The sequence below is a fragment of the Pseudomonas sp. FW507-12TSA genome (genome assembly GCF_058781435.1).
Window position 1 is genome coordinate 323,842 of record NZ_JBYSWT010000001.1, and the last position, 26,546, is coordinate 350,387.

30 protein-coding genes and 1 pseudogene are annotated in these 26,546 nt (G+C 65.0%); 14 read left to right on the forward strand and 17 right to left on the reverse strand.

What is annotated here, in order from left to right; all coding sequences use genetic code 11:
- Positions 1-25: 25 nt before the first annotated feature.
- From AC3WK8_RS01545 to betC, 3 genes are all read right to left on the reverse strand, one after another.
- Positions 26-1,594 carry a SulP family inorganic anion transporter gene (locus AC3WK8_RS01545; RefSeq protein WP_103324411.1) on the reverse strand — a complete coding sequence of 523 codons (1,569 nt, stop codon included), beginning with the start codon at positions 1,592-1,594 and terminating at the stop codon, positions 26-28.
- Between the two features lie 111 nt (positions 1,595-1,705).
- The gene (choX, locus tag AC3WK8_RS01550) at positions 1,706-2,638 is read right to left on the reverse strand and encodes a choline ABC transporter substrate-binding protein (RefSeq protein ID WP_103324412.1); all 933 of its coding nucleotides are present in this window, start codon (positions 2,636-2,638) and stop codon (positions 1,706-1,708) included.
- A 21-nt stretch (positions 2,639-2,659) separates the two neighbouring features.
- Positions 2,660-4,174: a choline-sulfatase gene (gene betC / locus AC3WK8_RS01555; RefSeq protein ID WP_103324413.1), complete on the reverse strand. Its 1,515-nt coding sequence runs from the start codon at positions 4,172-4,174 to the stop codon at positions 2,660-2,662.
- Positions 4,175-4,288: 114 nt separating this feature from the next.
- Between betC and AC3WK8_RS01560 the strand changes: the two genes are divergently transcribed.
- Positions 4,289-5,239, forward strand: coding sequence for a choline sulfate utilization transcriptional regulator (locus tag AC3WK8_RS01560; RefSeq protein ID WP_103324414.1), 951 nt, complete (start codon positions 4,289-4,291; stop codon positions 5,237-5,239).
- Here the strand turns inward: AC3WK8_RS01560 and AC3WK8_RS01565 are convergent.
- Positions 5,205-5,684 carry a DoxX family protein gene (locus AC3WK8_RS01565; RefSeq protein WP_085593969.1) on the reverse strand — a complete coding sequence of 160 codons (480 nt, stop codon included), beginning with the start codon at positions 5,682-5,684 and terminating at the stop codon, positions 5,205-5,207. The genes AC3WK8_RS01560 and AC3WK8_RS01565 overlap by 35 nt on opposite strands.
- Positions 5,685-5,743: 59 nt before the next feature.
- The gene (gene ubiA, locus AC3WK8_RS01570) at positions 5,744-6,649 is read right to left on the reverse strand and encodes a 4-hydroxybenzoate octaprenyltransferase (protein ID WP_103324415.1); all 906 of its coding nucleotides are present in this window, start codon (positions 6,647-6,649) and stop codon (positions 5,744-5,746) included.
- Positions 6,650-6,863: 214 nt separating this feature from the next.
- Here ubiA and AC3WK8_RS01575 point away from each other — a divergent pair, with 214 nt between their 5' ends.
- Entirely contained in the window at positions 6,864-7,862 is a 999-nt protein-coding gene (locus AC3WK8_RS01575) for a LysR family transcriptional regulator (protein WP_103324416.1), read from the forward strand.
- A 3-nt stretch (positions 7,863-7,865) separates the two neighbouring features.
- Here AC3WK8_RS01575 and AC3WK8_RS01580 read toward each other — a convergent pair whose 3' ends face one another.
- Positions 7,866-8,525 carry an NAD(P)-dependent oxidoreductase gene (locus AC3WK8_RS01580; protein ID WP_103324417.1) on the reverse strand — a complete coding sequence of 220 codons (660 nt, stop codon included), beginning with the start codon at positions 8,523-8,525 and terminating at the stop codon, positions 7,866-7,868.
- A gap of 84 nt (positions 8,526-8,609) precedes the next feature.
- On the opposite strand from AC3WK8_RS01580, the gene AC3WK8_RS01585 reads away from it, so the two are divergent.
- Positions 8,610-8,936 (forward strand): DOPA 4,5-dioxygenase family protein, encoded by a 327-nt coding sequence (locus AC3WK8_RS01585; RefSeq protein WP_053137869.1) that lies wholly within the window; start codon positions 8,610-8,612, stop codon positions 8,934-8,936.
- A gap of 67 nt (positions 8,937-9,003) precedes the next feature.
- Here the strand turns inward: AC3WK8_RS01585 and trpA are convergent, their stop codons facing one another.
- Together trpA and trpB are read right to left on the reverse strand one after the other, a co-directional pair.
- Complete coding sequence (trpA, locus tag AC3WK8_RS01590) at positions 9,004-9,816, reverse strand: tryptophan synthase subunit alpha (protein WP_085593963.1); 813 nt, start codon at positions 9,814-9,816, stop codon at positions 9,004-9,006.
- Complete coding sequence (trpB, locus tag AC3WK8_RS01595) at positions 9,816-11,036, reverse strand: tryptophan synthase subunit beta (protein ID WP_103324418.1); 1,221 nt, start codon at positions 11,034-11,036, stop codon at positions 9,816-9,818. Before trpB ends, trpA begins: the two co-directional genes overlap by 1 nt.
- Positions 11,037-11,160: 124 nt before the next feature.
- Here trpB and AC3WK8_RS01600 point away from each other — a divergent pair, with 124 nt between their 5' ends.
- Positions 11,161-12,054, forward strand: a complete 894-nt coding sequence (locus tag AC3WK8_RS01600; protein WP_085593961.1) for a LysR family transcriptional regulator — start codon at positions 11,161-11,163, stop codon at positions 12,052-12,054.
- Between the two features lie 22 nt (positions 12,055-12,076).
- Here the strand turns inward: AC3WK8_RS01600 and AC3WK8_RS01605 are convergent, their stop codons facing one another.
- Positions 12,077-12,403 (reverse strand): ElaB/YgaM/YqjD family protein, encoded by a 327-nt coding sequence (locus tag AC3WK8_RS01605; RefSeq protein ID WP_085593959.1) that lies wholly within the window; start codon positions 12,401-12,403, stop codon positions 12,077-12,079.
- A 157-nt stretch (positions 12,404-12,560) separates the two neighbouring features.
- Between AC3WK8_RS01605 and AC3WK8_RS01610 the strand changes: the two genes are divergently transcribed.
- Together AC3WK8_RS01610 and AC3WK8_RS01615 are read left to right on the forward strand one after the other, a co-directional pair.
- Positions 12,561-12,776, forward strand: a complete 216-nt coding sequence (locus tag AC3WK8_RS01610) for a dodecin (protein WP_022642236.1) — start codon at positions 12,561-12,563, stop codon at positions 12,774-12,776.
- A 134-nt stretch (positions 12,777-12,910) separates the two neighbouring features.
- Entirely contained in the window at positions 12,911-13,135 is a 225-nt protein-coding gene (locus tag AC3WK8_RS01615) for a DUF1161 domain-containing protein (protein ID WP_031320863.1), read from the forward strand.
- A 73-nt stretch (positions 13,136-13,208) separates the two neighbouring features.
- Here the strand turns inward: AC3WK8_RS01615 and AC3WK8_RS01620 are convergent, their stop codons facing one another.
- Positions 13,209-14,210, reverse strand: a complete 1,002-nt coding sequence (locus AC3WK8_RS01620; protein WP_022642238.1) for an LLM class flavin-dependent oxidoreductase — start codon at positions 14,208-14,210, stop codon at positions 13,209-13,211.
- Between the two features lie 224 nt (positions 14,211-14,434).
- Here AC3WK8_RS01620 and AC3WK8_RS01625 point away from each other — a divergent pair, with 224 nt between their 5' ends.
- Together AC3WK8_RS01625 and AC3WK8_RS01630 are read left to right on the forward strand one after the other, a co-directional pair.
- Complete coding sequence (locus AC3WK8_RS01625; protein WP_103324419.1) at positions 14,435-14,866, forward strand: OsmC family protein; 432 nt, start codon at positions 14,435-14,437, stop codon at positions 14,864-14,866.
- Between the two features lie 143 nt (positions 14,867-15,009).
- Positions 15,010-15,243, forward strand: coding sequence for a DUF1161 domain-containing protein (locus AC3WK8_RS01630; protein ID WP_022642240.1), 234 nt, complete (start codon positions 15,010-15,012; stop codon positions 15,241-15,243).
- Positions 15,244-15,249: 6 nt separating this feature from the next.
- On the opposite strand, the gene AC3WK8_RS01635 is transcribed toward AC3WK8_RS01630, so the two are convergent.
- Complete coding sequence (locus tag AC3WK8_RS01635; RefSeq protein ID WP_103324420.1) at positions 15,250-15,669, reverse strand: PA0061/PA0062 family lipoprotein; 420 nt, start codon at positions 15,667-15,669, stop codon at positions 15,250-15,252.
- Positions 15,670-15,713: 44 nt separating this feature from the next.
- Complete coding sequence (locus AC3WK8_RS01640) at positions 15,714-16,130, reverse strand: PA0061/PA0062 family lipoprotein (RefSeq protein WP_103324421.1); 417 nt, start codon at positions 16,128-16,130, stop codon at positions 15,714-15,716.
- Positions 16,131-16,189: 59 nt separating this feature from the next.
- Between AC3WK8_RS01640 and AC3WK8_RS01645 the strand changes: the two genes are divergently transcribed.
- Complete coding sequence (locus tag AC3WK8_RS01645) at positions 16,190-17,269, forward strand: aminopeptidase (protein WP_103324422.1); 1,080 nt, start codon at positions 16,190-16,192, stop codon at positions 17,267-17,269.
- Positions 17,270-17,332: 63 nt separating this feature from the next.
- Here AC3WK8_RS01645 and AC3WK8_RS01650 read toward each other — a convergent pair.
- The 3 genes and pseudogenes from AC3WK8_RS01650 to AC3WK8_RS01660 all read right to left on the reverse strand — a co-directional run.
- Positions 17,333-17,419: pseudogene (locus tag AC3WK8_RS01650) on the reverse strand (REP-associated tyrosine transposase); the annotation flags it as partial.
- 20 nt (positions 17,420-17,439) lie between these two features.
- Complete coding sequence (locus tag AC3WK8_RS01655; RefSeq protein WP_053137882.1) at positions 17,440-18,090, reverse strand: HAD family hydrolase; 651 nt, start codon at positions 18,088-18,090, stop codon at positions 17,440-17,442.
- Between the two features lie 28 nt (positions 18,091-18,118).
- Complete coding sequence (locus AC3WK8_RS01660) at positions 18,119-18,664, reverse strand: gamma carbonic anhydrase family protein (RefSeq protein ID WP_103324423.1); 546 nt, start codon at positions 18,662-18,664, stop codon at positions 18,119-18,121.
- 87 nt (positions 18,665-18,751) lie between these two features.
- Here AC3WK8_RS01660 and prlC point away from each other — a divergent pair, with 87 nt between their 5' ends.
- Both prlC and AC3WK8_RS01670 read left to right on the forward strand, forming a co-directional pair.
- On the forward strand, positions 18,752-20,830 hold the full coding sequence (gene prlC / locus AC3WK8_RS01665) for an oligopeptidase A (protein WP_177409100.1): 2,079 nt from the start codon (positions 18,752-18,754) through the stop codon (positions 20,828-20,830).
- Entirely contained in the window at positions 20,827-21,114 is a 288-nt protein-coding gene (locus AC3WK8_RS01670; protein ID WP_022642248.1) for a YheV family putative zinc ribbon protein, read from the forward strand. The genes prlC and AC3WK8_RS01670 overlap by 4 nt, the downstream gene beginning before the upstream one ends.
- 116 nt (positions 21,115-21,230) lie before the next feature.
- On the opposite strand, the gene AC3WK8_RS01675 is transcribed toward AC3WK8_RS01670, so the two are convergent.
- Positions 21,231-21,872 (reverse strand): phosphatase domain-containing protein, encoded by a 642-nt coding sequence (locus AC3WK8_RS01675; RefSeq protein ID WP_031320866.1) that lies wholly within the window; start codon positions 21,870-21,872, stop codon positions 21,231-21,233.
- Positions 21,873-22,166: 294 nt separating this feature from the next.
- Here AC3WK8_RS01675 and AC3WK8_RS01680 point away from each other — a divergent pair, with 294 nt between their 5' ends.
- Genes AC3WK8_RS01680 through AC3WK8_RS01690 form a run of 3 tightly spaced genes read left to right on the forward strand, consistent with a single transcriptional unit; the run spans position 22,167 to position 26,020 of the window.
- On the forward strand, positions 22,167-22,916 hold the full coding sequence (locus AC3WK8_RS01680; RefSeq protein ID WP_022642250.1) for a gluconate 2-dehydrogenase subunit 3 family protein: 750 nt from the start codon (positions 22,167-22,169) through the stop codon (positions 22,914-22,916).
- 2 nt (positions 22,917-22,918) lie between these two features.
- Entirely contained in the window at positions 22,919-24,703 is a 1,785-nt protein-coding gene (locus AC3WK8_RS01685) for a GMC family oxidoreductase (RefSeq protein WP_031320868.1), read from the forward strand.
- A gap of 12 nt (positions 24,704-24,715) precedes the next feature.
- Entirely contained in the window at positions 24,716-26,020 is a 1,305-nt protein-coding gene (locus AC3WK8_RS01690; RefSeq protein WP_103324424.1) for a c-type cytochrome, read from the forward strand.
- 45 nt (positions 26,021-26,065) lie between these two features.
- On the opposite strand, the gene AC3WK8_RS01695 is transcribed toward AC3WK8_RS01690, so the two are convergent.
- Positions 26,066-26,422 (reverse strand): hypothetical protein, encoded by a 357-nt coding sequence (locus AC3WK8_RS01695; RefSeq protein ID WP_103324425.1) that lies wholly within the window; start codon positions 26,420-26,422, stop codon positions 26,066-26,068.
- Positions 26,423-26,546 lie beyond the last annotated feature (124 nt).

Sequence of the window (26,546 nt, forward strand, 5' to 3'; positions counted from 1 at the left end):
GTTATGACCCCACAGCAAGCCATGCTCAATCCTCAAAGCGGATCGGGCATTGCTCCGTGCCTTCGAGCTTGCGCAATTCCTCGATCACCGAGGCCCGCGCCCGGCGCAGTGTCAGGCTGCCACCCTGGCGCCTGAGCCGGCGCGCCTCCTGGTGCAGCATCGCCACTCCCGAAGAGTCGATGAAGTTGATCTGCCGCGCGTCGATCACCAGTTTCGCCCCGTGGCAGCGCTGCATGCGGACCTGCAGGTAATGGCTGGCGCCGAAGAAGATCGAGCCGCCGACCCGCAGGATGTCCTCGTCGCCTTCGCGGCTGTACTGCACCCGGGGTTGCGAGGTGCGCTTGAGGTAGAAGAACAGCGACGCCAGGACCCCGGCATAGATCGCGGTCTGCAATTCCAGGAGCAAGGTGGCGAAGAAGGTCAGGCTCATCACGGCGAATTCGGCGCGACTGACCCGGAACAACGCACGAATCGCCCGGTGGTCCACCAGGCCCCAGCAGATCAGCAGGATGCTGCCGGCCATGGCGGGGATCGGGATATGGGCGATCAGCCCGGCGCCGGCCACTGCGAACAGCGCCACCCAGAGCGCCGAGAACACCCCGGCCAGGGGCGAACGGGCGCCGGCCTCGTAGCTCAGCCCCGAGCGGGTGAAGGAGCCCGAGGACAGATAGCCGGAGAAGAAGGCCCCGACGATGTTCGACAGGCCCTGGGCGCGCACTTCCTGGTTGGCGTCGAGCAGCTGCTCCGAGCGGGCCGATAGCGAGCGGGCGATCGACAGGCTGGTCACCAGCCCCAGCATGCCCACCGCCACGGCGCTGGGCAGCAGCCGCAGGACCAGCTCCAGGTCCAGCGGCAGAGGGCTCAGGGGCGGCAAGTGGCCGGCGAAGGCGCTCACCAGCCGTACCTGGCCGAACAGTCCCGGCAGCAGCCAGACCGCCAGCGCACTGAGCACCAGGCTCAGTAGCAGGCCTGGCCAGCGCGGGGCCAGCAGCTTGAAGCCGACCCCCAGCGCCAGGGTGCCGAGCCCCAGGAGCAGGGACGGCCGGTCGAGGTCGCCCAGGTGCTGCAACAGCAGGCCCAGGCTGCCAAGGGCGGTGGCCTGGTTCGCCAGGTCCAGGCCCATCAGGTTGGGCAGTTGGCCCAGGGCGATGACCACCGCCGCGCCGAGGGTGAAGCCCAGTACCACCGAATGCGAGACGAAGTTCACCAGGGCGCCGAAGCGCAGCATCCCCAGCAGCCACTGGAAGATCCCGGCCAGCAGGGTCAAGAGCAGGATCAGCGTGATGTAGTCCGCCGAAGCCGGCACCGCCAAGGGGCTGACGCTGGTGTAGAGAACGATGGAAATGGCCGCCGTGGGACCGCAGATCAAGTGCCAGGACGAGCCCCACAGGCAGGCCACCAGCACCGGTACTATGGCCGCGTACAGCCCGTACTCCGGCGGCAGCCCGGCGATCAGGGCATAGGCGATCGATTGCGGCAGCGCCAGGATCGCCCCGCTCAGGCCCACCAGCAGGTCGCGGCCGACACTGGCGCGGCTCTGGCGTGGCAGCCAGCTCAGGAACGGCAGCAGTGAATGGCGGTCGGGCCAGGCCATGGGTCCTCGCGTTCAGCGTGTTCAGAGGCGTCAGGGTAAAGCATTGCCGCAGGGCTTACCCCATCCCTGTAGGAGCAAGGGGGCGCCCACCCCTCGCTCCTACGATGGGTGCTAGAGGCGGGCTTGCACGGTTGGCAGCGCATCCTTGCCATCGAGGGTCGTCACACCGTCTAGCCATTGGCCCAGCACCGCCGGGTTGGCCTTGATCCAGGCCCGGGCGGCCTCGGCATAGCTGACCTTGCGGTTGGCCACCTCGGCCATGATGCCGTTCTCCATGTCTTGGGTGAACCGCAGGTTGCCCAGTAGCTTGCCGACGTTCGGGCAAGCCTGGGCATACCCCTTGCGGGTCAGGGTGTAGACGCTGCCGCTGGCGCCGAAGTACTTCTCGCCCCCGGTGAGGTAGCGCATGTTCAGTTGCACGTTCATCGGGTGCGGCGTCCAGCCGAGGAAGGTGACGAACTTGTGTTTTTTCACCGCCCGCGACACCTCGGCGAGCATCGCCTGCTCGCTGGATTCCGCGAGCTTCCACTGGCCGAGGGCGAAGTCGTCGTGCTTGATGATCTCCTGCAACGACAGGTTGGCCGGGGCTCCGGAGCCGATGCCGTAGAGCTTCTTGTCGACTTCCCGGGGATGCTGTTCGGCGTATCTGTTCAGGTCGTTGAAGTCATGTACCCCGGCGTCCCATACATAGTCCGGCACGGCCAGGGTGAACTGGGTGCCCTCTAGGTTCTGCGCCAGCCGGGTGACATCGCCGTTGGCCACGAACTTGTCATGGAAGCCCTGTTGCGCCGGCATCCAGTTGCCCAGGAACACGTCCACCCGGCCGTCCTTGAGTCCGCCGAAGATGATCGGCACCGCCAGGGTATCGACCTTGGGTTTGTAGCCCAGGCCCTCGAGCAAGAAGCCGGTGATGGCGTTGGTGGCGGCGATGTCGCTCCAGCCCGGGTCGGCCATCTTCACCGTCTCGCATCCAGGCTCGGCCCAGGTCGGTGCGCTGGTCAAAAGCACCAGCGTGGCGATCGCTGCTGTGGATAACTTCTGCATGCTCTTCCCCTTGGGTTTTTGTCATTGGTCTTGGCAGGGTTGTGGATAACGAGCCTTGCGCTCCAGGTCATCGAGGTCGATATGGTTGCGCATGTACTGCGCGCTGGCGTCCACCAGCGGCTGGTGGTCCCAGCTCTTGAGCTTGCCGATGCCCAGGGCCGTGGCGACGAAACGCCGGCGCCGCTGGCTGGCGAGCACTTGTTGGTGGATCCGAGGCATGTCCCAACGGTTGCGGGCCTCCTGGAGGAAGTCGGCGAACAGCTGGCGATGTTCCGCTGAGCGGGACAGTTCCTCGCGTTCGTGTGGGTCGTTGGCCACGTCGAACAACAGGCATGGGTCGTCCTCGCTGTAGATGAACTTGTAGGCGCCACGGCGGATCATCATCAGCGGGCCGATGGTGCCTTCGGCCATGTATTCGCCGAATACCTCGTCATGCCCGCCCTGCCCTTGCAGGTGCGGCAGCAACGAGCGCCCGTCCAGGGGCAGGTCAGGTTCAAGGGCGCCACCGGCCAGTTCCACCAGGGTCGGCAGCAGATCGGCGGTGGACACCGCCTGGCTGACCCGGCCGGCGGCGAATTGCCCCGGGGCATGGATCAGCAGCGGCACCCGCGCGGCCATTTCGAACCAGTGCATCTTGTACCAGAGGCCACGCTCGCCCAGCATGTCGCCGTGGTCGCCGGAGAACACCACGATGGTGTCGTCCGCCAGGCCGGTCTCCTCCAGGGTCTGCAGCAGCTTGCCAACGTTATCGTCGATGTAGCTGCAGGCGCCGAAGTAGGCCCGCCGGGCATCGCGGATCTTGTCCTCGGGCAGTGGTTTGTCCCACAGGTCGTAGACCTTGAGCAGGCGTTGGGAATGCGGGTCCTGCTGGTCCTGGGGCAGCGCCTGGGGCATGGGGATCTGCTCGTCGCGATACAGGTCCCAGTAGGCCTTGGCGATGGTGTACGGATCGTGGGGGTGGGTCATCGACACGGTCAGGCAGAACGGCTGGTCGCCGGCCTCGCGGACATGGTCGAACAGGTACTGCCGGGCCTTGAACAGCACCTCCTCGTCGAAGTCCAGCTGGTTGGTGCGCACGCAGGGACCGGCCTGCAATACCGAGGACATGTTGTGGTACCAACTGGGGCGTACGCCTGGCTGGTCCCAGTTCACCGCCCAGCCGTAGTCGGCGGGGTAGATGTCGCTGGTCAGGCGCTCTTCATAGCCGTGCAACTGGTCCGGGCCGCAAAAGTGCATCTTGCCCGACAGCGCCGTGCGGTAGCCCAGGCGCCGCAGGTAGTGGGCGTAGGACGGTACATCGGCGGGAAAGTCGGCGGCGTTGTCGTAGGCGCCGATCTTGCTCGGCAACTGCCCGCTGACCAGGGTGAAGCGCGAGGGTGCGCACAACGGGCTGTTGCAGTAGGCCGCCTCGAACACCACGCCCTCGGCGGCCAGGCGCGCAAGGTGCGGCAGGCGGATCGGCGATGGACCGTAGAACGGCAGCAAGGGCGCGGCCATCTGGTCGGCCATGATGAAAAGAATGTTCTTGCGCTTCATGGGATCGCGGCATTCCATAGTCGATGGTTATGCGAGAGTGCTGCGATCGAGGATGGATTCCATGCCGGTGGCGGTAAAGCCCATGCGCGACAATGACTAGGATAAGCACAGCTTATGTATGAAGCCCTGGGTGACCTGTCCCTGGACCTGCTGCGGGTGTTCGAAGCGGCGGCCCGTCTGCGCAGCTTCACCGCCGCTGCACTGGAGCTGGGTACCACCCAGCCGGCCATCAGCCAGCAGGTCAAGCGGCTGGAAGAACAGCTGGGGGTGCGGCTGTTCGACCGGATCTACCGTGGCATCGAGCTGACCGACTCCGCCAGCCTGCTGCTGGAGCAGGTCCAGGCCGGCTTGCAGAGCATCGACGCCGGCCTGGGCGCCCTGCGCCAGCAGCACCAGCATGAGGTGCTGCAGGTCGCCACCGATTTCGCCTTCGCCGCCTACTGGCTGATGCCGCGCCTGCATCGTTTCCATGAAGCCAATCCGCAGGTGGATGTCAGCCTGGTGACCAGCGAACGCAGCCACGCCAGCTTGCGCAGCGATATCGACGTGGCGGTGCTGTTCGGCGATGGGCGCTTCAAGCATGGGCAAAGCCACTGGCTGTTCAACGAAGAAGTGTTCGCAGTGTGCAGCCCGGCATTGCTCAAGGAGCGCACGTTGCCCCTGCCCGCCCAAGCGCTTTTGCAATTGCCATTGCTGCACTTGCGCGGCGAGGCCAGCAGCCACTGGTTCGACTGGAGCGGAGTGTTTCGCGAACTGGGCATCGCCTCCGCGCCAGCGCCGGGGCAGTTGCGCTTCGATAACTACACCCTGTTGATCCAGGCGGCGATCGGTGGCCAGGGCGTGGCCATCGGCTGGCGCCACCTGGTGGACGACCTGCTGGCCCAGGGCCTGTTGTGCCGGCCTATCGCCGAAACGGTGATCTCCAGCTACGGCTATTACGTGGTGCTGCCCCAGCGTAAGCGCCGGGGGCCGTTGATCCAGCGTTTCGTCGACTGGTTGATGGCCGAGCAAGCCACCAGCGCCCAGACCCTCAAGGGGCTGGCGTTGCCGTCCATTGCCCTTTGACCGGGGCCTTGAACAATCCGGCCAGGGACAGCGCGCCGTTGCCCAGGCAGACCAACGCCAGCGACACCACGGCCAGGAAGGCCAGGTATTCCCAGCCACCGCCCGGGCTGGTGTAGATCCAGCCGTGGGCGCCATGGACGAAGGCGATGGCCCCCAGCAGCATCGGCAGCAGCGCCAGGGCCACCCAGCGCACGCCAATCCCCAGGATCAGCAGCAAGCCGCCCAGCAGTTCCGCCGCCACCGCCGGGTAGGTCAGCCACTCGGGCATGCCGGTGAGGCTGAACAGCTTGATCGTCCCCGGCCAGCCCAGCACCAGGATCTTGAACAGCGCGTGGGCACAATACATGGCCCCCAGGGCCAGGCGCAGCAGCAGGGTAGCCCACTGTTGCGGCGGGTTGCCGGAGGTTGGCGAGGGCATTGCGGGGGCGAACGAACGGGCAGGCATATGACAAATCCTTGTGTAGTTGGAGGTCGTGGTTGGTGCGGGTATGGCGAAAGCCGTGGCTAGACGATGGCCACCGAGGCCCCGGCCAGCAGCAGGACGCCGATATGGCAGTTGCTGCGGAACAGGTGGTTGCAGGGCCCCGGATCGTCGGGGCTGAACAGGCTGAGCTGATAGGCCAGGGATAGCCCGATCGGCAGCAGCAGGATGAAGAATCCGGGATTGGCCCCGGCCAGCAACCCTGCCGCGCCCCAGCACAACAGCGTCATGGTGTAGAAGCCGCCGATCCAGGCCTTGCCTTGGCCAGCGAACAGGGTCGCGGTGGAGCGCAGTCCCATCTTCAGGTCGTCTTCACGGTCGCTGTAGGCATACAAGGTGTCGTAGCCCAGTTGCCAGAACAGGCAACCGAGCCACAACGCCAGGGCGCCGGGTTGCAGGGCGCCGGTGGTCTCCACGCTGGCCATCAGCACGCCCCAATTGAACACCGCGCCGAGGAACGCCTGGGGCCAGTGGGTGAAGCGCTTGAGCAGCGGATAGACCAGGGTCAGGGGCACGCAGCACAGGGCCAGCAGCACCGTCAGCGGCTGCAGGGTCAACAATAAGGCGGCGGCCAACAACAGCTGGATCGCGAGGCAGGCCAGGGCTTGATGCAGGCTCAACGAGCCGTTGGCCAGGGGGCGCTGGCGGGTGCGGTTGACCTGGGCATCGAAGCGCCGGTCGAGGATGTCGTTGATGCTGCAACCGGCGCTGCGCATCAGCAGCGCGCCGAGGCAGAACACCAGCACCAGCCAGGCCGGGGGCACCTGCCCGGCAGACAGCACCAGCGAAGCCAGGGCCGGCAGCAGGGTCAGCCAGGTGCCGATGGGCCGGTCCAGGCGCATCAGCCGGGCGTAGGGTTGCCAGGCGCGGGGCAGCCGGGTGGCGACCCAGTCCCGGGCCGGGATGTCGTTGAGATCGGGGGCGTTCATGTTCGGTTCCAGGGTGGTCTTCCATGGCCGCTGCGGGGCCCTGCAATCTAGGGGGCGCAGGGGGCTTTCAGCGAGCTTCGGGCAAGCCGCCGGCGTGATCGCCGGGCGTGGTCGCGGGGCGTTCTGGGGGCGGGTCGGATGCTGCTAAAGTTGCCCGCGCCCGCCTCCGGCGGCAAGCGAACAATCCGCAATAGCCTCCTGCAGGATATGCAATATGCTCCGTGACGAAGTACCCGGTCTCCCGCGTTTCGACCTCAACCTGCTGCGGGTTTTCGCTGCCATCTACGAGGATCGCAGCATCCTCCTGGCCAGCAAGCGCTTGCATTTGAGCCAATCGGCGGTCAGCCATGCCCTGACCCGGCTGCGCGAATCCCTGCAGGACGAGCTGTTCATCCGGACCGCCCGGGGCATGCAGCCCTCGGCCCGGGCCGAGGCGATCGCCGGCCCTTTGCGCGAAGCGTTGCTGAGCATCCAGCGCACCGTGGGCGTGGAGGCCTTCGACCCGGCCAGTGCCGTGCGCACTTTCACCCTGGCGAGCAACGACTACCTGAGTTCGGTGCTGCTGGCGCCATTGCTGCAGCGCCTGGCCCGGCAGGCGCCGGGAGTGGACCTGGTGGTCCGGCCCTCGACCCGCCTGGACCTGGCCGAACAGATCGATGTCGGGCGCATCGACCTCGCCATCGGCATGTTCGCCGAGTTGCCGCGGCGGGTGCACAGCGCCTGCCTGTGGGAGCAGCGCGATGTATTGCTGATGTGCCCCGGTCACCCGCTGCTCGACCTGCCGCAGGTGACGCTGCCGGCCCTGGCGGACTGCCCCTTGGTCATCCTCTCGGTCGGTGGCCAGGAGGAAGGCGCGGTCAACGGCTACATCCTCGAACGCGGCATCGCCCGGCAATCGGAGATGTTCCACCGCCAGCAGCTGGAACAGGCCATGGCGGCGATCGGTCGCCGGCCCTGGTACAAGCTCACCCTGCCCCACTCCCTGGTGCTGCCGCAGTTGCTGGAGCAGTCGCCGTTGGTGGCGATCGTGCCGCAACCCCTGGCCCGGGATCTTGAGCAGCGCTTGGGCCTGTGCCAGCGGCCCTTGCCGCTGGCGCTCGAGCCATCGCCGCTGCTGGCGATCTGGCATGGGCGCAACGACACCGATCCGGCCCACCTGTGGTTGCGCCGGCAGTTGCTGGACGTGGCGGCGACCCTGGCCTGCCAGCCCTGAGGATTAACCGTTTTCGTGGATGCCGACGAACTCCACATGCTCGCGCAGGTGCAGATTCAGGCGCAGTTCGTCATTGATGCCCACGGCCACGCCATTGAGCCGCCGCAGGGGCTCGGCGAGCCCGGGCTCGAGGTTGTCGCCCACCTGGTTGAAGTGTTCGATACCCAGCCCGGCCACGGAGCGCGGGGCGTTGACCAGGGTCCAGTCCAGGGGGCTGCTGCGCAGGGCTTCGAGGATCTCCTCGGCAGCGTGATGAGGCAGGCTGGTGTAGACGGGCGGGTCGTCGAGAATGGCGAAATTGCCCACCAGGACCAGCCGCTGGACCTTGGCCGCTTGCAGGCCTGCAACCAGCGCATCGGCCGCCTGCACCTGCGCCAGCGGATCGGCGACCCGGCCCGGCATCGCACTGCCCGGCAGGCCGGGAGCATCCAGCAGGCAGATCACCGCCGAGCAGCCGGCCACGCTCTGCTGCACTCCGTCGGCATCGAACAGGTTGCCGCCCTTGGTGCGCAAGCCAGGGCGCGGGGCCAGGGCGGTAAGATCGTCGAGAATGGCGATGACTTCGTGCTGGCGCCTCAGGCTCTCCGCCATCAGCGCACTGCCCAGGCTGCTCGTGGCACCATAGAGCGCCAGCTTGACCACTGGGGTTTCGGCATTTTTCATGGCCGGGCCTCCTCTTGTTTCCTACAGGTAGGCTTGTGACCTGTGGCGGGCCCTGAGGGTTCGTCTTATATCGCGAGGGTTTGCATGCAACGAATCAAGGGCTACCACGCCCACGTCTATTTTGACGCCAGCACCATCGAGCAGGCCCGGGCCCTGTGCGAGCAGGCGGCGCAGTTGTTCGACCTGCGCATGGGCCGGGTCCACGAGCGGCAAGTCGGGCCGCATCCGGACTGGAGTTGCCAGCTGGCCTTCGGACCGGAACTGTTCGGCCAGGTGGTGCCCTGGTTGGCGCTCAATCGCCAGGGACTGGTGGTGTTCCTGCATCCGGAAACCGGCGACGAGCTACAGGACCACACCGACCATGCGATCTGGATGGGGGCGCTGCGGCCTCTGGACCTGAGCGTGTTCTGAGGCGCCCGGCAATGAAAAAAGGGTTCCAGGACTGTTCCTGGAACCCTTTTTCGCTGCGGGCCCGGTCTTAGCCGAGCCGGGCCTTGCGCACGCCCTCGGACAGCGCCGAACACAGGCTCAGCACGCCATCCACCGCCTGGGCGGGGGATTCGGCGCTGGCGATGTGGTCGATCAGTGCCGAACCCACCACCACGCCGTCGGCCAGGCGGGCGATGGCTGCGGCCTGATCCGGGGTGCGGATGCCGAAACCGATGCTGATGGGCAGGTCGGTATGCCGGCGCAGGCGGGCCACGGCTTGCTCCACATGTTCCAGGGTCGCGGCGCCGGCGCCGGTCACCCCGGCCACCGACACGTAGTAGACGAACCCCGAGCTGCCATCGAGCACCTTGGGCAGGCGCGCGTCGTCGGTGGTCGGCGTGGTCAGGCGGATGAAATCGATGCCCGCGGCCTGGGCCGGGTCGCACAGCTCGCTGTTATGTTCCGGCGGAATGTCCACCACGATCAGGCCATCGACCCCGGCGGCCTTGGCATCGGCGATGAAGCGCGGTACGCCGTAGTGGTGGATCGGGTTGAAATAGCCCATCAGCACCAGTGGCGTGTCGCTGTTGTCCACGCGGAACTCGCGGACCATCTGCAGGGTTTTCGCCAGGTTTTGCTTGGCCCCCAGGGCTCGGATGTTGGCGAGCTGGATCGCCGGACCGTCGGCCATGGGGTCGGTGAAGGGCATGCCCAGTTCGATCACGTCGGCGCCAGCGGCCGGCAGGCCCTTGAGGATCGCCAGGGACGTGTCGTAGTTCGGGTCACCGGCGGTGATGAAGGTCACCAGGGCGGCGCGGTTCTGCTGCTTGAGTTCGGCAAAGCGCGTTTGCAGGCGGCTCATCAGTGTTTCTCCTGCTGGGACTGTTGCATGTGGTGCATCACGGTCTGCATGTCTTTGTCGCCACGGCCCGAGAGGTTGACCACCATCAGGTGGTCCTTGGGCAGGTTGGGTGCGCGCTTGAATACTTCTGCCAGGGCATGGGAGGACTCCAGCGCGGGGATGATGCCTTCCAGGCGGCAGCACTGGTGGAATGCCTCGAGGGCCTCGGTATCGGTGATCGAGGTGTACTCGACCCGGCCGATGTCATGCAGCCAGGCGTGTTCCGGGCCGATGCCGGGATAGTCCAGGCCGGCGGAAATCGAGTGGGCGTCGATGATCTGGCCATCGTCGTCCTGCAGCAGGAAGGTGCGGTTGCCGTGCAGTACGCCGGGCACCCCGCCGTTGAGGCTGGCGGCGTGCTTGCCGGTATCGATGCCGTGGCCTGCGGCCTCGACGCCGATGATCTGCACGCCCTGGTCATCGAGGAACGGATGGAACAGGCCCATGGCGTTGGAGCCGCCGCCGATGCATGCCACCAGGCTGTCCGGCAGGCGCCCTTCGTGGGCCTGCATCTGCTCGCGGGTTTCCTTGCCGATCACTGCCTGGAAGTCGCGGACCATGGCGGGGTACGGGTGGGGGCCGGCCACGGTGCCGATCAGGTAGAAGGTGTTGTCGACATTGGTCACCCAGTCGCGCAGGGCTTCGTTCATCGCATCCTTGAGGGTACCGGTGCCGGCCACCACCGGGATCACCTCGGCGCCCAGCAGCTTCATGCGAAACACGTTGGCCTGCTGGCGCTCGATGTCGGTGGTGCCCATGTAGATCACGCATTGCAGGCCGAAGCGCGCGGCCACGGTGGCGGTGGCCACGCCGTGCATGCCGGCGCCGGTCTCGGCGATGATGCGCTGCTTGCCCATGCGCTTGGCCAGGAGGATCTGGCCGATGCAGTTGTTGATCTTGTGCGCGCCGGTGTGGTTGAGCTCTTCACGCTTGAGGTAGATCTTGGCGCCGCCGCAGTGTTCAGTCAGGCGCTCGGCGAAGTACAGCGGGCTGGGACGGCCCACGTAGTCGCGCTGGAAATAGGCCAGCTCTTCGAGGAACTTGGGGTCCTGCTTGGCCTTTTCGTATTCACGGGCCAGGTCGAGGATCAGCGGCATCAGGGTTTCTGCGACATAACGGCCGCCGAACCCGCCGAACAGGCCGTTTTCGTCAGGACCATTACGCAATTGGGACTGGGTCATTGGAGCGCTCCCGGATGGATTCGTGGAAGAAAGCGTGGAAACAATGGACCTCACTCTACCCCTGCCACCGGGCCCTGAAAACCGATAAGATCGCCACAATCTGTCAGGAAAACTCACACGTCAAATGAGCCGCGACCTGCCCCCCCTCAATGCCCTGCGGGCCTTCGAAGCCACCGCCCGGTTGAACAGCGTCAGCCAGGCCGCCGAGCAGCTGCATGTCACCCACGGCGCCGTCAGCCGGCAATTGAAGGTGCTTGAGGAACATTTGGGGCTGAGCCTTTTCAGCAAGGATGGGCGTGGCATTAAACTCACAGATGCCGGAGTGCGCCTGCGGGATGCCAGCAGCGAGGCCTTCGAACGCTTGCGGGATGTCTGTGCCGAGCTCACTCAAGGCAGCGCCGATGCGCCTTTCGTCCTCGGTTGCTCCGGCAGCCTGTTGGCGCGCTGGTTGATTCCGCGCCTGGGGCGGCTGAATGCCGACCTGCCGGACCTGCGCCTGCACCTGTCCGCCGGCGAAGGCGATCTGGACCCACGACGGCCTGGGCTGGATGCCCTGCTGGTATTCGCCGAGCCGCCCTGGCCGGCGGATATGCAGGTGCATGAGCTGGCCAGCGAACGCATCGGCCCGGTGCTCAGCCCGCGCTACGCCGGTTATCCGCGCCTGCACCAGGCGCTGGCAACGGCGCTGGTGGCCGAGCCGTTGCTGCATACCACCTCACGACCCCAGGCCTGGCCCAGTTGGGCACGGCGCAACGGCATCGCTCCCGAGGCACTGAAATACGGCCAGGGGTTCGAGCATCTGTATTACTTGCTGGAAGCGGCGGTGGCCGGATTGGGAGTGGCGATCGCTCCGGAACCCTTGGTGGCCGAGGACTTGCTGGCGGGGCGGCTGGTGGCGCCCTGGGGCTTTTGCGACACCCCGGGGCAGCTGGCGCTATGGTCGCCCAAGCGCGCCGCCGACGGGCGCGCCCGGCAGCTGGCGCAGTGGCTGAAGACCGAGCTGCGCCAGCCGGCTTGAGTTCTGCTGTGAAGAGCCGGACTCAGTTGTTGCGCTTGCACAACAGGTAGGCGGCCAGCAGGCCGACGGCCCCGACGGCGACACCGGCGGTGGTCCAGGGGTGTTCCTGGGCGTAGTCGCGGGTGGCGATCCCGGTTTCACGGGTTTTCACCTTGACCTCTTCATAGGCATCGCTGAGCAGGCTGCGCGAATGTTTCAGCGCGCTCTCGGCATTGCTCTTGAGCGTCTTGAGGGTTTTGCGCGACTCCTCGGAAGCATCATCCTTGAGGCTTTCCAGGGATTTGAGCAGGCTCTCGATCTCGGCTTCCATACTTTCCAGCGAGGCTTTGCGTAACGACGAATTGGCCATGTGGGCTCTCCTGCAACGTGGTGATGAAGTGTGTAGGTTCCGACTGCACGGCCTCGGGAAAGTGCAGAAAATCTGAACTTCCCCTGAGACAAGGCGCCACAAGTGCAGCGGGCAATCACTGCTAGGCTTTAGTTCATCACCGCAAAAGGAGAGTGCCATGAGTGATCATCACACCTACAAGAAGGTCGAACTGGTGGGTTCTTCGCCCAACAGCATCGAAGACGCGATCAACAACGCGCTGGCCGAGGCGCACAAGAGCATCAAGCACCTGGAGTGGTTCGAAGTCACCGAGACCCGTGGCCATATCAAGGACGGCAAGGCGGCGCATTTCCAGGTCACCCTCAAGGTCGGCTTCCGCATTGCCAATAGTTGAGGGCTTGAGCTAGGCTCTGGAACTTGTGCGCTGGCCGAGTGCCATAGGAAATGGCAAAGCGCTACAACTGTCTTGAGCCTCTGTCAGGCTGGCGTCCACGCCGCCTCTTTTGATCCGACCAGGGAATGTGACCGATGAAAAAACTAGTTTTAGCTGCTGCTTTGTTCAGTCTTGCGGGAACTGCCCTTGCCGCCGGCAAGCCATGCGAAGAGCTCAAGGGCGAAATCGCCGCGAAGATCGATGCCAATGGCGTCCCTCACTACTCGCTGGAAGTGGTCGACAAGGGCGCCGCGGCGGATGGCAAGGTGGTCGGCTCCTGCGAAGCCGGTACCAAGGAGATCGTCTACAAGCGCGGTTGATCCCTTGTAGCCTCCGGAAAAAACCAAGCCGACGCCAGGCGTCGGCTTTTTTGTGCCTGGGATCCAGCTCCGCTCAGCCCTTCATCACCTGTGACAGCAGCTCGTAGGAGTGCAGGCGGTCGGCGTGCTCGTAGAGGTCGCAGGTGAAGATCAGCTCGTCGGCGCCGGTCTGCTCCACCAGCACTTCCAGCTTGGCGCGGATCTTCGCCGGGCTGCCGATCATCGCCAAGCCTAGGAAACTCCCCACCGCTTCCTTCTCATGGGGCAGCCACAGGCCGTCCATGCTCTTGACCGGCTTGCGCTGGACCAGGCTCTGGCCGCGCATCAGGGCGAGGATGCGCTGGTACACCGAGGTCGCCAGGTAATCGGCCTGTTCGTCGGTATCGGCGGCCACCAGTGGTACGCCGAGCATCACGTAGGGTTTGTCGAGTACCGCCGAAGGCTTGAAGTGATTGCGATATACGCGGATCGCCTCATGCATGTAGCGCGGCGCGAAGTGCGAGGCGAAGGCGTAGGGCAGGCCCCGCTCCCCGGCCAACTGCGCGCTGAACAGGCTGGAACCCAGCAGCCACACCGGCACGTTGCTGCCGGTGCCGGGCATCGCGATCACCCGCTGTTCCGGGGAACGTGGGCCCAGGTAGGCCATCAGCTCGGCCACATCCTCGGGGAAGTCGTCGGCGCTGCCGGAACGTTCCCGGCGCAGGGCTCGCGCGGTCATCTGGTCCGAGCCCGGAGCCCGGCCCAGGCCCAGGTCGATGCGGCCCGGGTACAGGCTCTCCAGGGTGCCGAACTGCTCGGCGATCACCAGTGGCGCATGGTTGGGCAGCATGACTCCACCGGAGCCGACGCGGATGGTCGAGGTGCCACCGGCCAGGTAGCCGATGAGCACCGAAGTGGCGGAGCTGGCGATGCCGTCCATGTTGTGGTGCTCGGCGACCCAGAATCGGGTGTAGCCGAACTTTTCCACATGCTGGGCCAGGTCCAGGGAATTGCGCAGGGATTGGGCCGGGCTGGCGTCTTCACGCACGGGCACCAGGTCGAGGGTCGAGAACTTCACAGCGGACAGCGATTGCATAAGCCTGCTTCTCCTTGGGATGTGCAGGCTTTTACACGCGCAAAACCTGCCGAAATCTGTCAGATAGGACTATGCAATGTGGGCATATACCCGAGTTTCAATAGCCAGAGTGAATTTGTCGGGTAAATGGTCGCTGCAGACCGGCTGAACTTTGCCCGCGGATCTGTCCTCAGAACCCTTGAGGCGCGGGAATTCCCCTGCACCGCTTCCTCGAGGAGAGATACATGGCTATCAAGAAAAAAGCTTCGGCCCATTGGCAAGGCGACCTGAAAACCGGCGTGGGATCGATCTCCACCGAAACCGGAGTCCTGCGCGACGCCCCCTACGGCTTCACGGCGCGCTTCGAAGGCGGCAAGGGCACCAACCCCGAGGAGTTGATCGGCGCGGCCCATGCCGGCTGCTTCTCCATGGCGTTTTCCATGATCCTCGGCGAGGCCGGGCTCAAGGCCGAGAGCATCGATACCCAGGCCGAAGTGACCCTGGAGCAGGTCGACGGTGGTTTTGCCATCACTGCCGTGCACCTGGTCCTCAAGGCCAGGATCCCGGGAGCCAGCCAGCAGCAGTTCGACGAACTGAGCCGCAAGGCCAAGGAAGGTTGCCCGGTATCCAAGGTGCTCAAGGCCAGCATCACGCTGGACGCGACCCTGGTCGGTTGAACGTGGCTGCCGGCTTGCGCATCGGGAGCCGGCAGGCCCAGGCTGTGCGCCAGTTCAGAACCGGGTCATGGAAAATGTGGTCGAATACCTGACTGCGGCTTGAGTGTGCGTTCGCACGCGCCGCAACAAGGGAGTTTGCAATCATGAAACGTTTTGCCTTGGCGGTAGCAAGTTGTGCGCTGGCCACATCGGCCCTGGCCGCGCCCAAGCCCTGCGAGGAACTCAAGGCCGAGATCGAAGCCAAGATCCAGGCCCGGGGCGTCTCCTCCTACACCCTGGAAATCGTCACCAATGACGAGGTCCACGACGACAACATGGTGGTCGGCAGCTGCGAGAACGGCACCAAGAAGATCATCTACCAGAAGAACGATCGCTGAACCGGCTCAGGGTACGCAGTTGATCATCCGCTCTTCGGCGACGATCTCGCGCTGGGCGTTGTACAGCCTGGCGCTGGGGGTGAACCCCAGGTTGCGGGCCTCCAGCCGGTAGCGCTGGCCGGCCTGGAAGTGGTCGTAGCGCAGGCTCAGGTAGCACAGCCGCTCCTGTGGGTCGGTGGTCATGCCCATGCCGCCGGCGAACACCTCGAAATCGAAACGCACCATCAGCTCGTGGCTGCCGGGCGTGACCTGGAAGAACCGGCCATCGCCCAGGCGCTGGTTGTCCAGGCGCTCGGCCATCAGCAGCCGGCCTCCTGGCGCTGGGGTGGCCAGGTCGATCCAGGCCTGTTGCGGGTCGACGCTGGGCAGTGGCGTGCTGCAGGCAGTGAGGGTGGCAAGGGCGAGGGTCAGCAGTGGCAGGCGCATGAACAAGGGGCCAGGTCGGCGAAGGGGCTCCAGCATAGCGCCGATCAGCTGCGCTGGCAGCCTGCCGGTTGCGCCTTGCCCAGCAGGGTGCGCTGTTCGTCGTAGAGCCTGGCCCAGGGATGGAAGCCAATGTTGCCGGCCCGTACCTGGTAGCGCTGGCCAGCGCTGAAACCGGTGAATTTCACGTTCAACTGGCAGTCGCGCCACAGCGGCTCCTCCACATCGGCGCCGATGTTGCCCGGGGCCACGGCGAACTGGTAGCGCAGGGTCAATTCATGGGTACCGGGCTGGACCTGGAAGTAGCGCGGGTCCCCGGCGCCCTTGGCGTCCACTTCCACGGCTTGCAAGGTGGTGTCCTGGGGTGGGGCGAGGTCGATCCAGGCTTGCGCCGGGTCGGGATCGGGCAGACTGGCACAGCCGTTTAGGGCCAGCAATCCGGTGGTCAGCAGCAACACGCGCATGGCGAAACTCCAGGCAGGCGAGATAGTCTTGCGGGCAGACTCTCTGTGGATGATTCGATTTGACTAGGCCGTGTCCAAGCCATGGGGTACTTGATCGCGTTTTGCGCGTTTGGTTTCCGATCCTGATGCTCTTGCTGCTCAACGGTTGCAGCAGCGCCGGCTATTACAGCCAGCTGGCCAGTGGCCAATTACAGTTGTTGCGCGCTCGTACACCAGTAACCCAGGTGTTGGCCGATCCATCCCGCGATGCCACCCTGCGTGCCCACCTGGCCCAGTCGCAGCGGGCCCGGACCTTCGCCAGCGAGCACCTGCACCTGCCGGACAACCGCAGCTATCGGTTGTACGTCGATATCGGCCGGCCTTACGTGGTGTGGAACGTGTTCGCCACGCCGGAGTTTTCCCTGGCCCCGCAAACCCATTGCTTTCCCATCGCCGGTTGCGTGGCCTATCGCGGCTACTACAGCCAGGGCGCGGCCCGAGGCGAGGCCGCACTGTTGCAGCTAAAGGGCCTGGACGTGGCCGTTGGCGGGGTGGAGGCCTATTCGACCCTGGGCTGGTTCGACGATCCGATCATCAGTTCGATGCTGCACTGGGGCGATGAGCGCCTGGCGACCCTGATCTTCCATGAACTGGCCCACCAGCGCTTCTACTTGAAGGACGACACCGAGTTCAACGAGTCCTTCGCCACCTTCGTCGAGCAGGAAGGCACCCGGCAATGGCGGGCCTATCGCGGCTTGCCGCCGGCTACCGATGGCCAGCTGCGTCAGCGCGACCAGTTCACCCAGCTGGTGCTCGACACTCGCAAGCGCCTGGAACAGCTCTATGCCCTGCCCTTGCCCGCTGAGCAGATGCGCCAGCGCAAGGCCCAGGAGTTCGAGCGCATGCGCCAGGACTACCGTCAGCTACGGGACAGCCAATGGGCCGGCTCCAATCGCTACGACGCCTGGATCAACACCCCGTTGAACAACGCCCGGCTCTTGCCCTTCGGCCTGTACGACCAGTGGGTGCCGGCCTTCGCCGCGTTGTTCAAGCAAGTGCACGGCGACTGGCCGGCCTTCTATGGGGCGGTTGAAAAGCTCGGCCGCCAGCCGGTCGATAAACGCAAGGCGGCGCTGACAGCCTTGATGGGTGACGCCTAGCTGACCCCCAAGGGCTACATTACTTTCGTAGGAGCGAGGCTTGCCCGCGATGAGGCCGGATCGTCAAATCCAGATCGCATCCCAAAGCGCGTAGTCGCCAACCCGTTTCACCAGCCCCGCGCGTAACGGGTTGGCCACGGGTAGGCGTGCTGGCCCGCGATGCGCTCGGCTCAGCGCGGCAGGAAGGCCTGGTGCAGTTGCTCCAGGGTCTGGAAGTGATAGGCCGGTGCTTCGGCGCTCAGTTCCTCGTGGCTGCCGAAGCCGTAACCCACCGCCGCTGCGTCCAGGCCATTGCGCCTCGCGCCGATCAGATCGTGCTTGCGGTCGCCGATCATCAGGGTGTCGGCCGGATCCAGGCGTTCCTGTTCCAGCAGGTGGGCGATCAACTCCACCTTGTCGGTACGGGTGCCATCCAGCTCGCTGCCGTAGATCACCTTGAAGTGCTTGGCGAAGTCGAAGTGGCGGGCGATCTCCCGGGCGAACACCCAGGGCTTGGAGGTGGCGATGTACAGCTGCCGGCCCTGGCCGCCGAGGGTCTCGAGCAGCGGCATGACGCCGTCGAAGACACGGTTCTCGTACAGGCCGGTGACCTTGAAGCGTTCGCGATAGAAATTCACCGCGTCCCAGGCCCGGGCTTCGTCGAAGCCATAGAACTGCATGAAGGCCTGCAGCAGCGGCGGGCCGATGAAGTGTTCGAGCTTGGCAAGGTCCGGCTCGTCGATACCCAGCTTGCCCAGGGCGAACTGGATCGAGCGGGTGATGCCTTCGCGAGGGTCGGTGAGAGTGCCGTCGAGGTCGAACAATACGGTTTGGTAATGCATGGGAATTCCTGGGCTGTGCAACGGTTGATCAGGGCCGGTCGTAGCCTTCGGCCAGGTGCTGGTCCTTAAGCTTCACGTAGTTGCCGGCGCTGTAGGTGAAGAACGCACGTTCCTTGTCGGTCAGGGCGCGGACCTGCTTCACCGGGCTGCCGACATAGAGGAAGCCACTGGCCAGGCGCTTGCCCGGCGGCACCAGGCTGCCGGCGCCGACCATCACGTCATCCTCCACCACCGCGCCGTCCATGACGATGCTGCCCATGCCGATCAGGACCCGGCTGCCGATGCTGCAACCATGGAGCATGACCTTGTGCGCGATGGTCACGTCATCGCCGATCAACAGCGGGAAACCCTCGGGGTTGAAGGGGCCGGCGTGGGTGATGTGCAGCACGCTGGCATCTTGCACGCTGGTGCGGGCGCCGATGCGGATGCGGTGCATGTCGCCGCGGATCACGGTCAGGGGCCAGACCGAGCTGTCGGCGCCGATCTCGACGTCGCCGATGACCACCGCCGAGTGGTCGACGAAGGCCCGTTCGCCGAGTTTCGGCCTGTGGTCCTGATAGGTGCGGATGGCCAAATGCGGGTCCCTCTCTAGGATTATTAATAGGGGCTATAGCTGCCATGGCTGTCGATTGTAATTAAGATGGTGCTACGTTTCCCAAGCATGTTTCTTCCAGCCAAGGTGCCCACCGTGAGTGTGAACAACCCTCTTCTGCAGCCCTATGACCTGCCGCCGTTCTCGGCGATCCGTGCCGAACACGTACAGCCGGCCATCGAACAGATCCTGGCTGACAACCGTGCCGCCATCGCCGAGATCCTCAAGACCCAGGCCACTGCGCCGACCTGGGCCGGCCTGGTGCTGGCCATGGATGAGCTCAACGATCGCCTGGGCGCCGCCTGGAGCCCGGTCAGCCATCTCAATGCCGTGTGCAACAGCGCCGAACTGCGCGAGGCCTATGAGGCCTGCCTGCCGGCATTGAGCGCCTACTCCACCGAAATGGGCCAGAACCGCGAGCTGTTCCAGGCCTTCGACGCCCTGGCCAAGAGCCCGGAGGCGGCGGGTTTCGACGTGGCGCAAAAGACTATCCTCGAACACTCCCTGCGCGATTTCCGCCTGTCGGGCATCGACTTGCCGCCGGAGCAGCAGAAGCGCTACGCGCAAGTGCAGAGCAAGCTGTCCGAGCTGGGCAGCCGCTTCTCCAACCAGTTGCTCGATGCCACCCAGGCCTGGACCAAGCACATCACCGACGAAGCGGCGCTGGCTGGCCTCACCGACTCGGCCAAGGCGCAGATGGCCGCCGCGGCCCAGGCCAAGGACCTGGACGGCTGGCTGATCACCCTGGAGTTCCCCAGCTACTACGCAGTCATGACCTACGCCCAGGACCGCGCCCTGCGTGAAGAGGTCTACGCCGCCTACTGCACCCGGGCCTCCGATCAGGGCCCCAACGCCGGCCAGCACGACAACGGCCCGGTGATGCAGGAGATCCTCGACTTGCGCCAGGAACTGGCCAAGCTGCTGGGTTTCGCCAGCTTCGCCGAGCTGAGCCTGGCCACCAAGATGGCCGAGTCCAGCGACCAGGTGCTGGGTTTCCTGCGGGACCTGGCCAAGCGCAGCAAGCCGTTCGCCGCCCAGGACCTGGTACAGCTCAAGGCCTATGCCGCCGAGCAAGGTTGCCCTGACCTGCAAAGCTGGGACAGCGGCTTCTATGGCGAGAAGCTGCGTGAGCAGCGCTACAGCGTGTCCCAGGAAGCCCTGCGCGCCTATTTCCCCATCGACAAGGTGCTGTCCGGCCTGTTCGCCATCGTCCAGCGCCTGTACGGCATCGAGATCGCCGAGCAGAAGGGCTTCGATGCCTGGCACCCGGATGTACGCCTGTTCGAGATCAAGGAGAACGGCCAGCACGTCGGGCGTTTCTTCTTCGACCTCTACGCCCGCGCCAACAAGCGTGGCGGTGCCTGGATGGATGGCGCCCGCGACCGTCGGCGCACCGCCGGCGGTACCCTGCAGAGCCCGGTGGCCAACCTGGTGTGCAACTTCACTCCGGCCGCGCCTGGCAAGCCTGCGCTGCTGACCCACGATGAAGTCACCACCTTGTTCCACGAGTTCGGCCACGGCCTGCACCATTTGCTGACCCGCATCGAGCATGCCGGCGTCTCCGGGATCAACGGCGTGGCCTGGGATGCCGTGGAGCTGCCGAGCCAGTTCATGGAGAACTGGTGCTGGGAGCCCGAGGGCCTGGCGCTGATCTCCGGTCACTACGAAACCGGCGAAGCCCTGCCCCAGGACCTGCTGGACAAGATGCTGGCGGCCAAGAACTTCCAGTCCGGGATGATGATGGTGCGCCAGCTGGAGTTCTCGCTGTTCGACTTCGAACTGCACGCCACCCACGGCGATGGCCGCAGCGTGCTGCAGGTGCTGGAGTCCGTGCGCGACGAGGTCTCGGTGATGCGTCCGCCGGCCTACAACCGCTTCGCCAACAGCTTCGCCCACATCTTCGCTGGTGGTTATGCCGCCGGTTACTACAGCTACAAGTGGGCCGAAGTGCTGTCGGCCGACGCCTTCTCGCGTTTCGAGGAAGAGGGTGTGCTCAACGCCGCGACCGGTCGTGCTTTCCGCGAGGCGATCCTGGCCCGTGGCGGTTCCCAGGAGCCGATGGTGCTGTTCGTCGATTTCCGCGGACGGGCCCCGTCGATTGACGCACTCTTGCGCCACAGCGGCCTCAGCGAGGACGCGGCAGCATGAGTGAAGCCCCCGTGAAGACCAAGAAACGCTTTATCGCCGGTGCGGTTTGCCCGGCGTGCAGTGAGCAGGACAAGCTGATGATGTGGAGCGAAGACGACGTGCCCCATCGCGAATGCGTGGCCTGCGGTTACTCCGACACCTTGAACGAGCAGGGACTGTCGGTACCCAAGGAATTGAGCACGCGGGTGAATACCGCGGCCCTCAAGGTGGCGGATGCCAAGGTGCAGTCGGTGCAGTTCTTCCCCAACCCCAAGTTGAAGAAGAAAACCGACGAACCCCAGTAACCGGGAACCCCTGTAGGAGTGCAGCTTGCGCGCGATAGCGGTGTGTCAGACACATCGCGGCGCCTTCATCGCCAGCAAGCTTGGCTCCTGCAGCAAAGCCCTCTCCCGCCTCGCAATCAGTTCGCCGGCTTGCCGGCGCTGACCGTCTCGAACCAGCTCTTCACCGAACAGGTGGCGAACACGCTGGTGCTGCAATCGCCGTTGGCCAGTGCGGTACGCAGTTTCTCCACATCGGCCTGCATCATGTAGCGAATGCCGTCCTTGAAGTGGGCGCTGTCGCCGAATCCGCCCTGGGTCATTTCACTCAAGGCTTCCTCTTTGCTCCAGCCCTGGACCACCACCCGGTACATCGCCGACATCAGTCCGGTACGGTCCGAGCCATGCTTGCAGTGCATCAGCACCGGGCCCTGGGCTTCGGCGCTCTGGATCGCGCGCAAGGCCTTGAGCACATCGGCGTCATCCACGTGGTTGGTGCGATAAGGCAGCTGTACTTGATGGATGCCTGGCGCCGCCAGCCAACTGCTGTCCGATTCGGGCAGGAAGTTGATCACCGTCCCCACCTTGAGCTTTTCCAGCAACGGCACGGCGTCTTGGTCCGGCAGGGCGCTGCGATACAGGGTCGGTGACATCTGGTACAGGTTGTACTGTTTTTCCACCGGTTGGGCCCAATGCTCGGGGCGGTCGGCGGCCTGCGCCAAAGGAGCGAGCAGGGCCAGCAATGCCAGGCAAAGAGCGGGAAGCAAGCGAGTTCTCGACATGGACGGTCACGGGTGAGGGATCGATGGCCGGCAGTGTCGGTCTGTGCCGGTCAATGCCCCGTGAGGCCTGTGTCAAAGAATCGTGAAGCTGGTCTGATCCTGTCTTTTTTGAGGCAGCTGATCTTTTTTTTGGAACTGAAACGATTCACCTCGATACTTAGGCTGCTATCATTTGTAACTATTGTTTGCTGATGTGTTCATAAAACCGGGTTTTGCCCGGCTTTTTGCGTTGCCAAAACACAAAGTCGCGCCATGACGCGGCTGAAATCCATCAATGCCTGATGAGGTGCATCCATGTCCGATCAAGATCGAGACAACCCGCGGCGTGAGTTTTTGCGTAAATCCCTGACCTTGATCCCGGTAGTCACCGTGGCCAGCACCGGCCTGGGCAGCAGCATGCTGGCCGTGGCTCCCGAGGCTGTCGCCGCCGACAAGCCCGCTGCGCCGAGCAAGCAGGCGAGTGGCAGCCACTATGAGCCCAGCTACTTCAGCGCCGAGGAATGGGCCTTCATCAAGGCGGCGGTGGAACGCCTGATCCCGGCGGACGACCTGGGCCCGGGCGCCCTGGAAGCCGGCGTGCCGGAATACATCGACCGGCAGATGAACACCTCCTACGCCGCCGGTGCCCTGTGGTACATGCAAGGCCCGTTCAAGGCCGATGCCGCGCCAGAGATGGGCTGGCAGAGCAAGCTGGTGCCCAAGGAGATCTATCGCCTGGGCATCGCCGCCACGGACGCCTGGTGCAAGCAGCTCAAGGGCCAAGCATTTGCTGCTCAAGACAGCGCTACCCGAGACGATCTGCTCAAGCAGTTGGAGGCGGGTACGCCGCAGTTCGATACGGTTCCGGCCAAGCTGTTCTTCAACCTGCTGTTGCAGAACACCAAGGAGGGTTTCTTCAGCGACCCGATCCACGGTGGCAACAAGGGCCTGGTGGGCTGGACCCTGATCGGCTTCCCCGGCGCGCGCGCCGATTTCATGGATTGGGTGGAGCGTAACGAGCAGTACCCCTTCCCGGCAGTATCGATTCGCGGCGAGAGGGCTTGAGCATGGCGACAGTGATGAAGAAGGTCGACGCAGTGATCGTCGGGTTTGGCTGGACCGGCGCCATCATGGCCAAGGAACTGACCGAGGCGGGGCTCAACGTGCTGGCGCTGGAGCGCGGGCCGATGCAGGACACCTACCCGGACGGCAGCTATCCCCAGGTGATCGACGAGCTCACCTACAGCGTGCGCAAGAAGCTCTTCCAGGACATTTCCAAGGAAACCGTGACCATCCGCCACAGCGTCAACGACGTGGCCCTGCCCAACCGCCAGCTGGGCGCGTTCCTGCCGGGCAATGGCGTGGGCGGCGCCGGGCTGCACTGGTCTGGCGTGCACTTTCGCGCCGACCCCATCGAGTTGCGCATGCGCAGCCACTATGAAGAACGCTACGGCAAGAATTTCATCCCCAAGGACATGACCATCCAGGACTTCGGCGTCACGTACGAAGAGCTGGAGCCGTTCTTCGACTATGCGGAAAAGGTCTTCGGCACCTCGGGCCAGGCCTGGACCGTGAAGGGCCAGCTGGTAGGCGAAGGCAAGGGCGGCAACCCCTACGCGCCGGATCGCTCGGACCACTTCCCGCTGGAATCGCAGAAGAACACCTATTCCGCCCAGCTGTTCCAGAAAGCTGCCAATGAAGTGGGCTACAAGCCCTACAACCTGCCGTCGGCCAATACCTCGGGGCCCTACACCAACCCCTATGGTGCGCAGATGGGGCCGTGCAACTTCTGCGGTTTCTGCAGTGGCTACGTCTGCTACATGTATTCCAAGGCCTCGCCCAACGTGAACATCCTGCCGGCCCTCAAGCCGCTGCCGAATTTCGAGTTGCGGGCCAATTCCCATGTGCTCAAGGTCAACCTGGACAGCAGCAAGACCCTGGCCACCGGCGTCACCTACGTCGACGCCCAGGGGCGCGAGATCGAGCAACCGGCGGACCTGGTGATCCTCGGCGCCTTCCAGTTCCACAACGTGCGCCTGATGCTGCTCTCGGGCATCGGCAAGCCCTACGACCCGATCACCGGCGAAGGCGTGGTGGGCAAGAACTTCGCCTACCAGAACATGGCCACCATCAAGGCCTACTTCGACAAGGACGTGCACACCAACAACTTCATCGGCGCCGGTGGCAACGGCGTGGCGGTGGACGACTTCAACGCCGACAACTTCGACCACGGCCCCCATGGTTTCGTCGGTGGTTCGCCATTCTGGGTCAACCAGGCCGGCAGCCGGCCGATCGCCGGGACGTCCAACCCGCCAGGCACCCCGGCCTGGGGCAGCGCCTGGAAGAAGGCCACGGCCGACTACTACACCCACCAGGTGTCCATGGACGCCCACGGTGCGCACCAGTCCTACCGGGGCAACTACCTCGACCTGGACCCGGTCTACCGCGATGCCTACGGCTTGCCCCTGCTGCGGATGACCTTCGACTGGCAGGAAAACGACATCAAGATGAACCGCTTCATGGTCGAGAAGATGGGCAAGATCGCCCAGGCGATGAACCCCAAGGCCATCGCCCTGCTGGGCAAGCAGGTCGGTGAGCACTTCAACACCGCCTCCTACCAGACCACTCACTTGAACGGTGGCGCGATCATGGGCACCGATCCCAAGACCAGCGCCTTGAACCGCTACTTGCAGAGTTGGGACGTGCATAACGTGTTCGTGCCTGGAGCCTCGGCCTTTCCCCAGGGCCTGGGCTACAACCCCACCGGGCTGGTGGCGGCGCTGACCTACTGGTCGGCGCGGGCGATCCGCGAGCAGTACCTGAAGAACCCCGGCCCGCTGGTCCAGGCATAAGGAGCGATGACCATGAAAGCACTCGTTATCGCCAGCCTGGCGCTGTTGGGCAGCGCCTCCCTCCAGGCCGCCGAGGTCGACCAGGCCCTGGTCAAGCAGGGCGAATACCTGGCCCGTGCCGGTGACTGCGTCGCCTGCCACACCGCCAAGGACGGCAAGCCGTTCGCCGGCGGCCTGCCGATGGAAACCCCGATCGGGGTGATCTATTCCACCAACATCACTCCGGACAAGACCGGTATCGGCGACTACAGCTTCGAGGACTTCGACCTGGCCGTGCGCCATGGCGTGGCCAAGAACGGCAGCACGCTGTACCCGGCCATGCCCTTCCCGTCCTACGCCCGGGTCAACGACGCCGACATGCAGGCGCTCTACGCCTACTTCATGCACGGCGTGGCGCCGGTGGTGCGGGACAACCAGGACAGCGACATTCCCTGGCCCCTGAGCATGCGCTGGCCGTTGTCGATCTGGCGCTGGATGTTCGCCCCGAGCGTGGCGCCAGCCGCCGTGGCTGCCGACAGCGACCCGTTGATCAGCCGTGGCGCCTACCTGGTGGAAGGCCTGGGCCACTGTGGCGCCTGCCATACGCCACGGGCGCTGACCATGCAGGAGAAGGCCCTGAGCGCCAGTGAAGGCAGTGCCTTCCTGTCCGGCAGCGCGCCGCTGGAGGGCTGGATCGCCAAGAGCCTGCGTGGCGATCACAAGGACGGCCTGGGCAGCTGGAGCGAAGAGCAACTGGTGCAGTTCCTCAAGACCGGTCGCAGCGATCGCAGCGCGGTGTTCGGTGGCATGAGCGATGTGGTGGTCCACAGCATGCAGTACATGAGCGACCAGGACCTGACGGCCATCGCCCGCTATCTCAAGTCGCTGCCGGCCAACGATCCCGCCGACCAGCCGCACCAGTACGACAAGCAAGTGGCCGACGCCCTGTGGAAAGGCGACGACAGCAAGCCGGGCGCCTCGGTGTACATCGACAACTGCGCCGCCTGCCACCGTACCGATGGCCATGGCTACACCCGGGTGTTCCCGGCGCTGGCCGGCAACCCGGTGCTGCAATCGGAGGACGCCACCTCGCTGATCAACATCGTGCTCAAGGGCGGCACCCTGCCCGCCACCCACAGCGCGCCGTCGACCCTCACCATGCCGCCCTTCGCCTGGCGGTTGTCGGACCAGGAGGTGGCCGACGTGGTCAGCTTCATCCGCAGCAGCTGGGGCAACCAGGGCGCGCCGGTGAAGGCCGCGGACGTGGCCGGGCTGCGTGACGGGCGCCTGCAGAGCACCTCCAACGACGACCTGGGCAACGTGATTCCACGTCACTAGTGGCAGGACCGGCGCCCGCAACGGGCGCCGGTTCGACCTGGGCCTTCAGCCCCCGGGGAATGGCTGGATCCCCAGCTGGCTTTGCAACTGGTAGCCGGCGATGCAGTCCGCCAATCCAGCGTTCATCAGGTCTTCCCAGCTCGCGGGCAGCAGCCCGATGTCGTCGTGGTGAGGGCTCCATTGCGCCTCGGCGAACTTCGCATCGGCTGCATCGAAGGGCTGCGGGCCGCTCACCGCGGCTTGCCGGATGTCCCGGGTGCACAAGTCGAACTCGCAGGCCAGGCCCCAGAGCTGGCCATCCACGGCCCTGACGATGATCAGGTCGGCGCCTTGCCCGTAGCTCGGCAGGTAGGCGTGCGCCGCATAGAAGATCTTTTCCAGTGTGCCGGGTGTCCTGGGCATTGCCGTACTCCTTTGATGGTCGCCCGCGTTATAGCGCAGGCAGCGTCGTTGTCGCGAATCCTTCGCAGGCCTTTGCGCCTGTCGGCCTTCTGCGAGCTCAAGGACCAGACCGGCCCTGATCTCG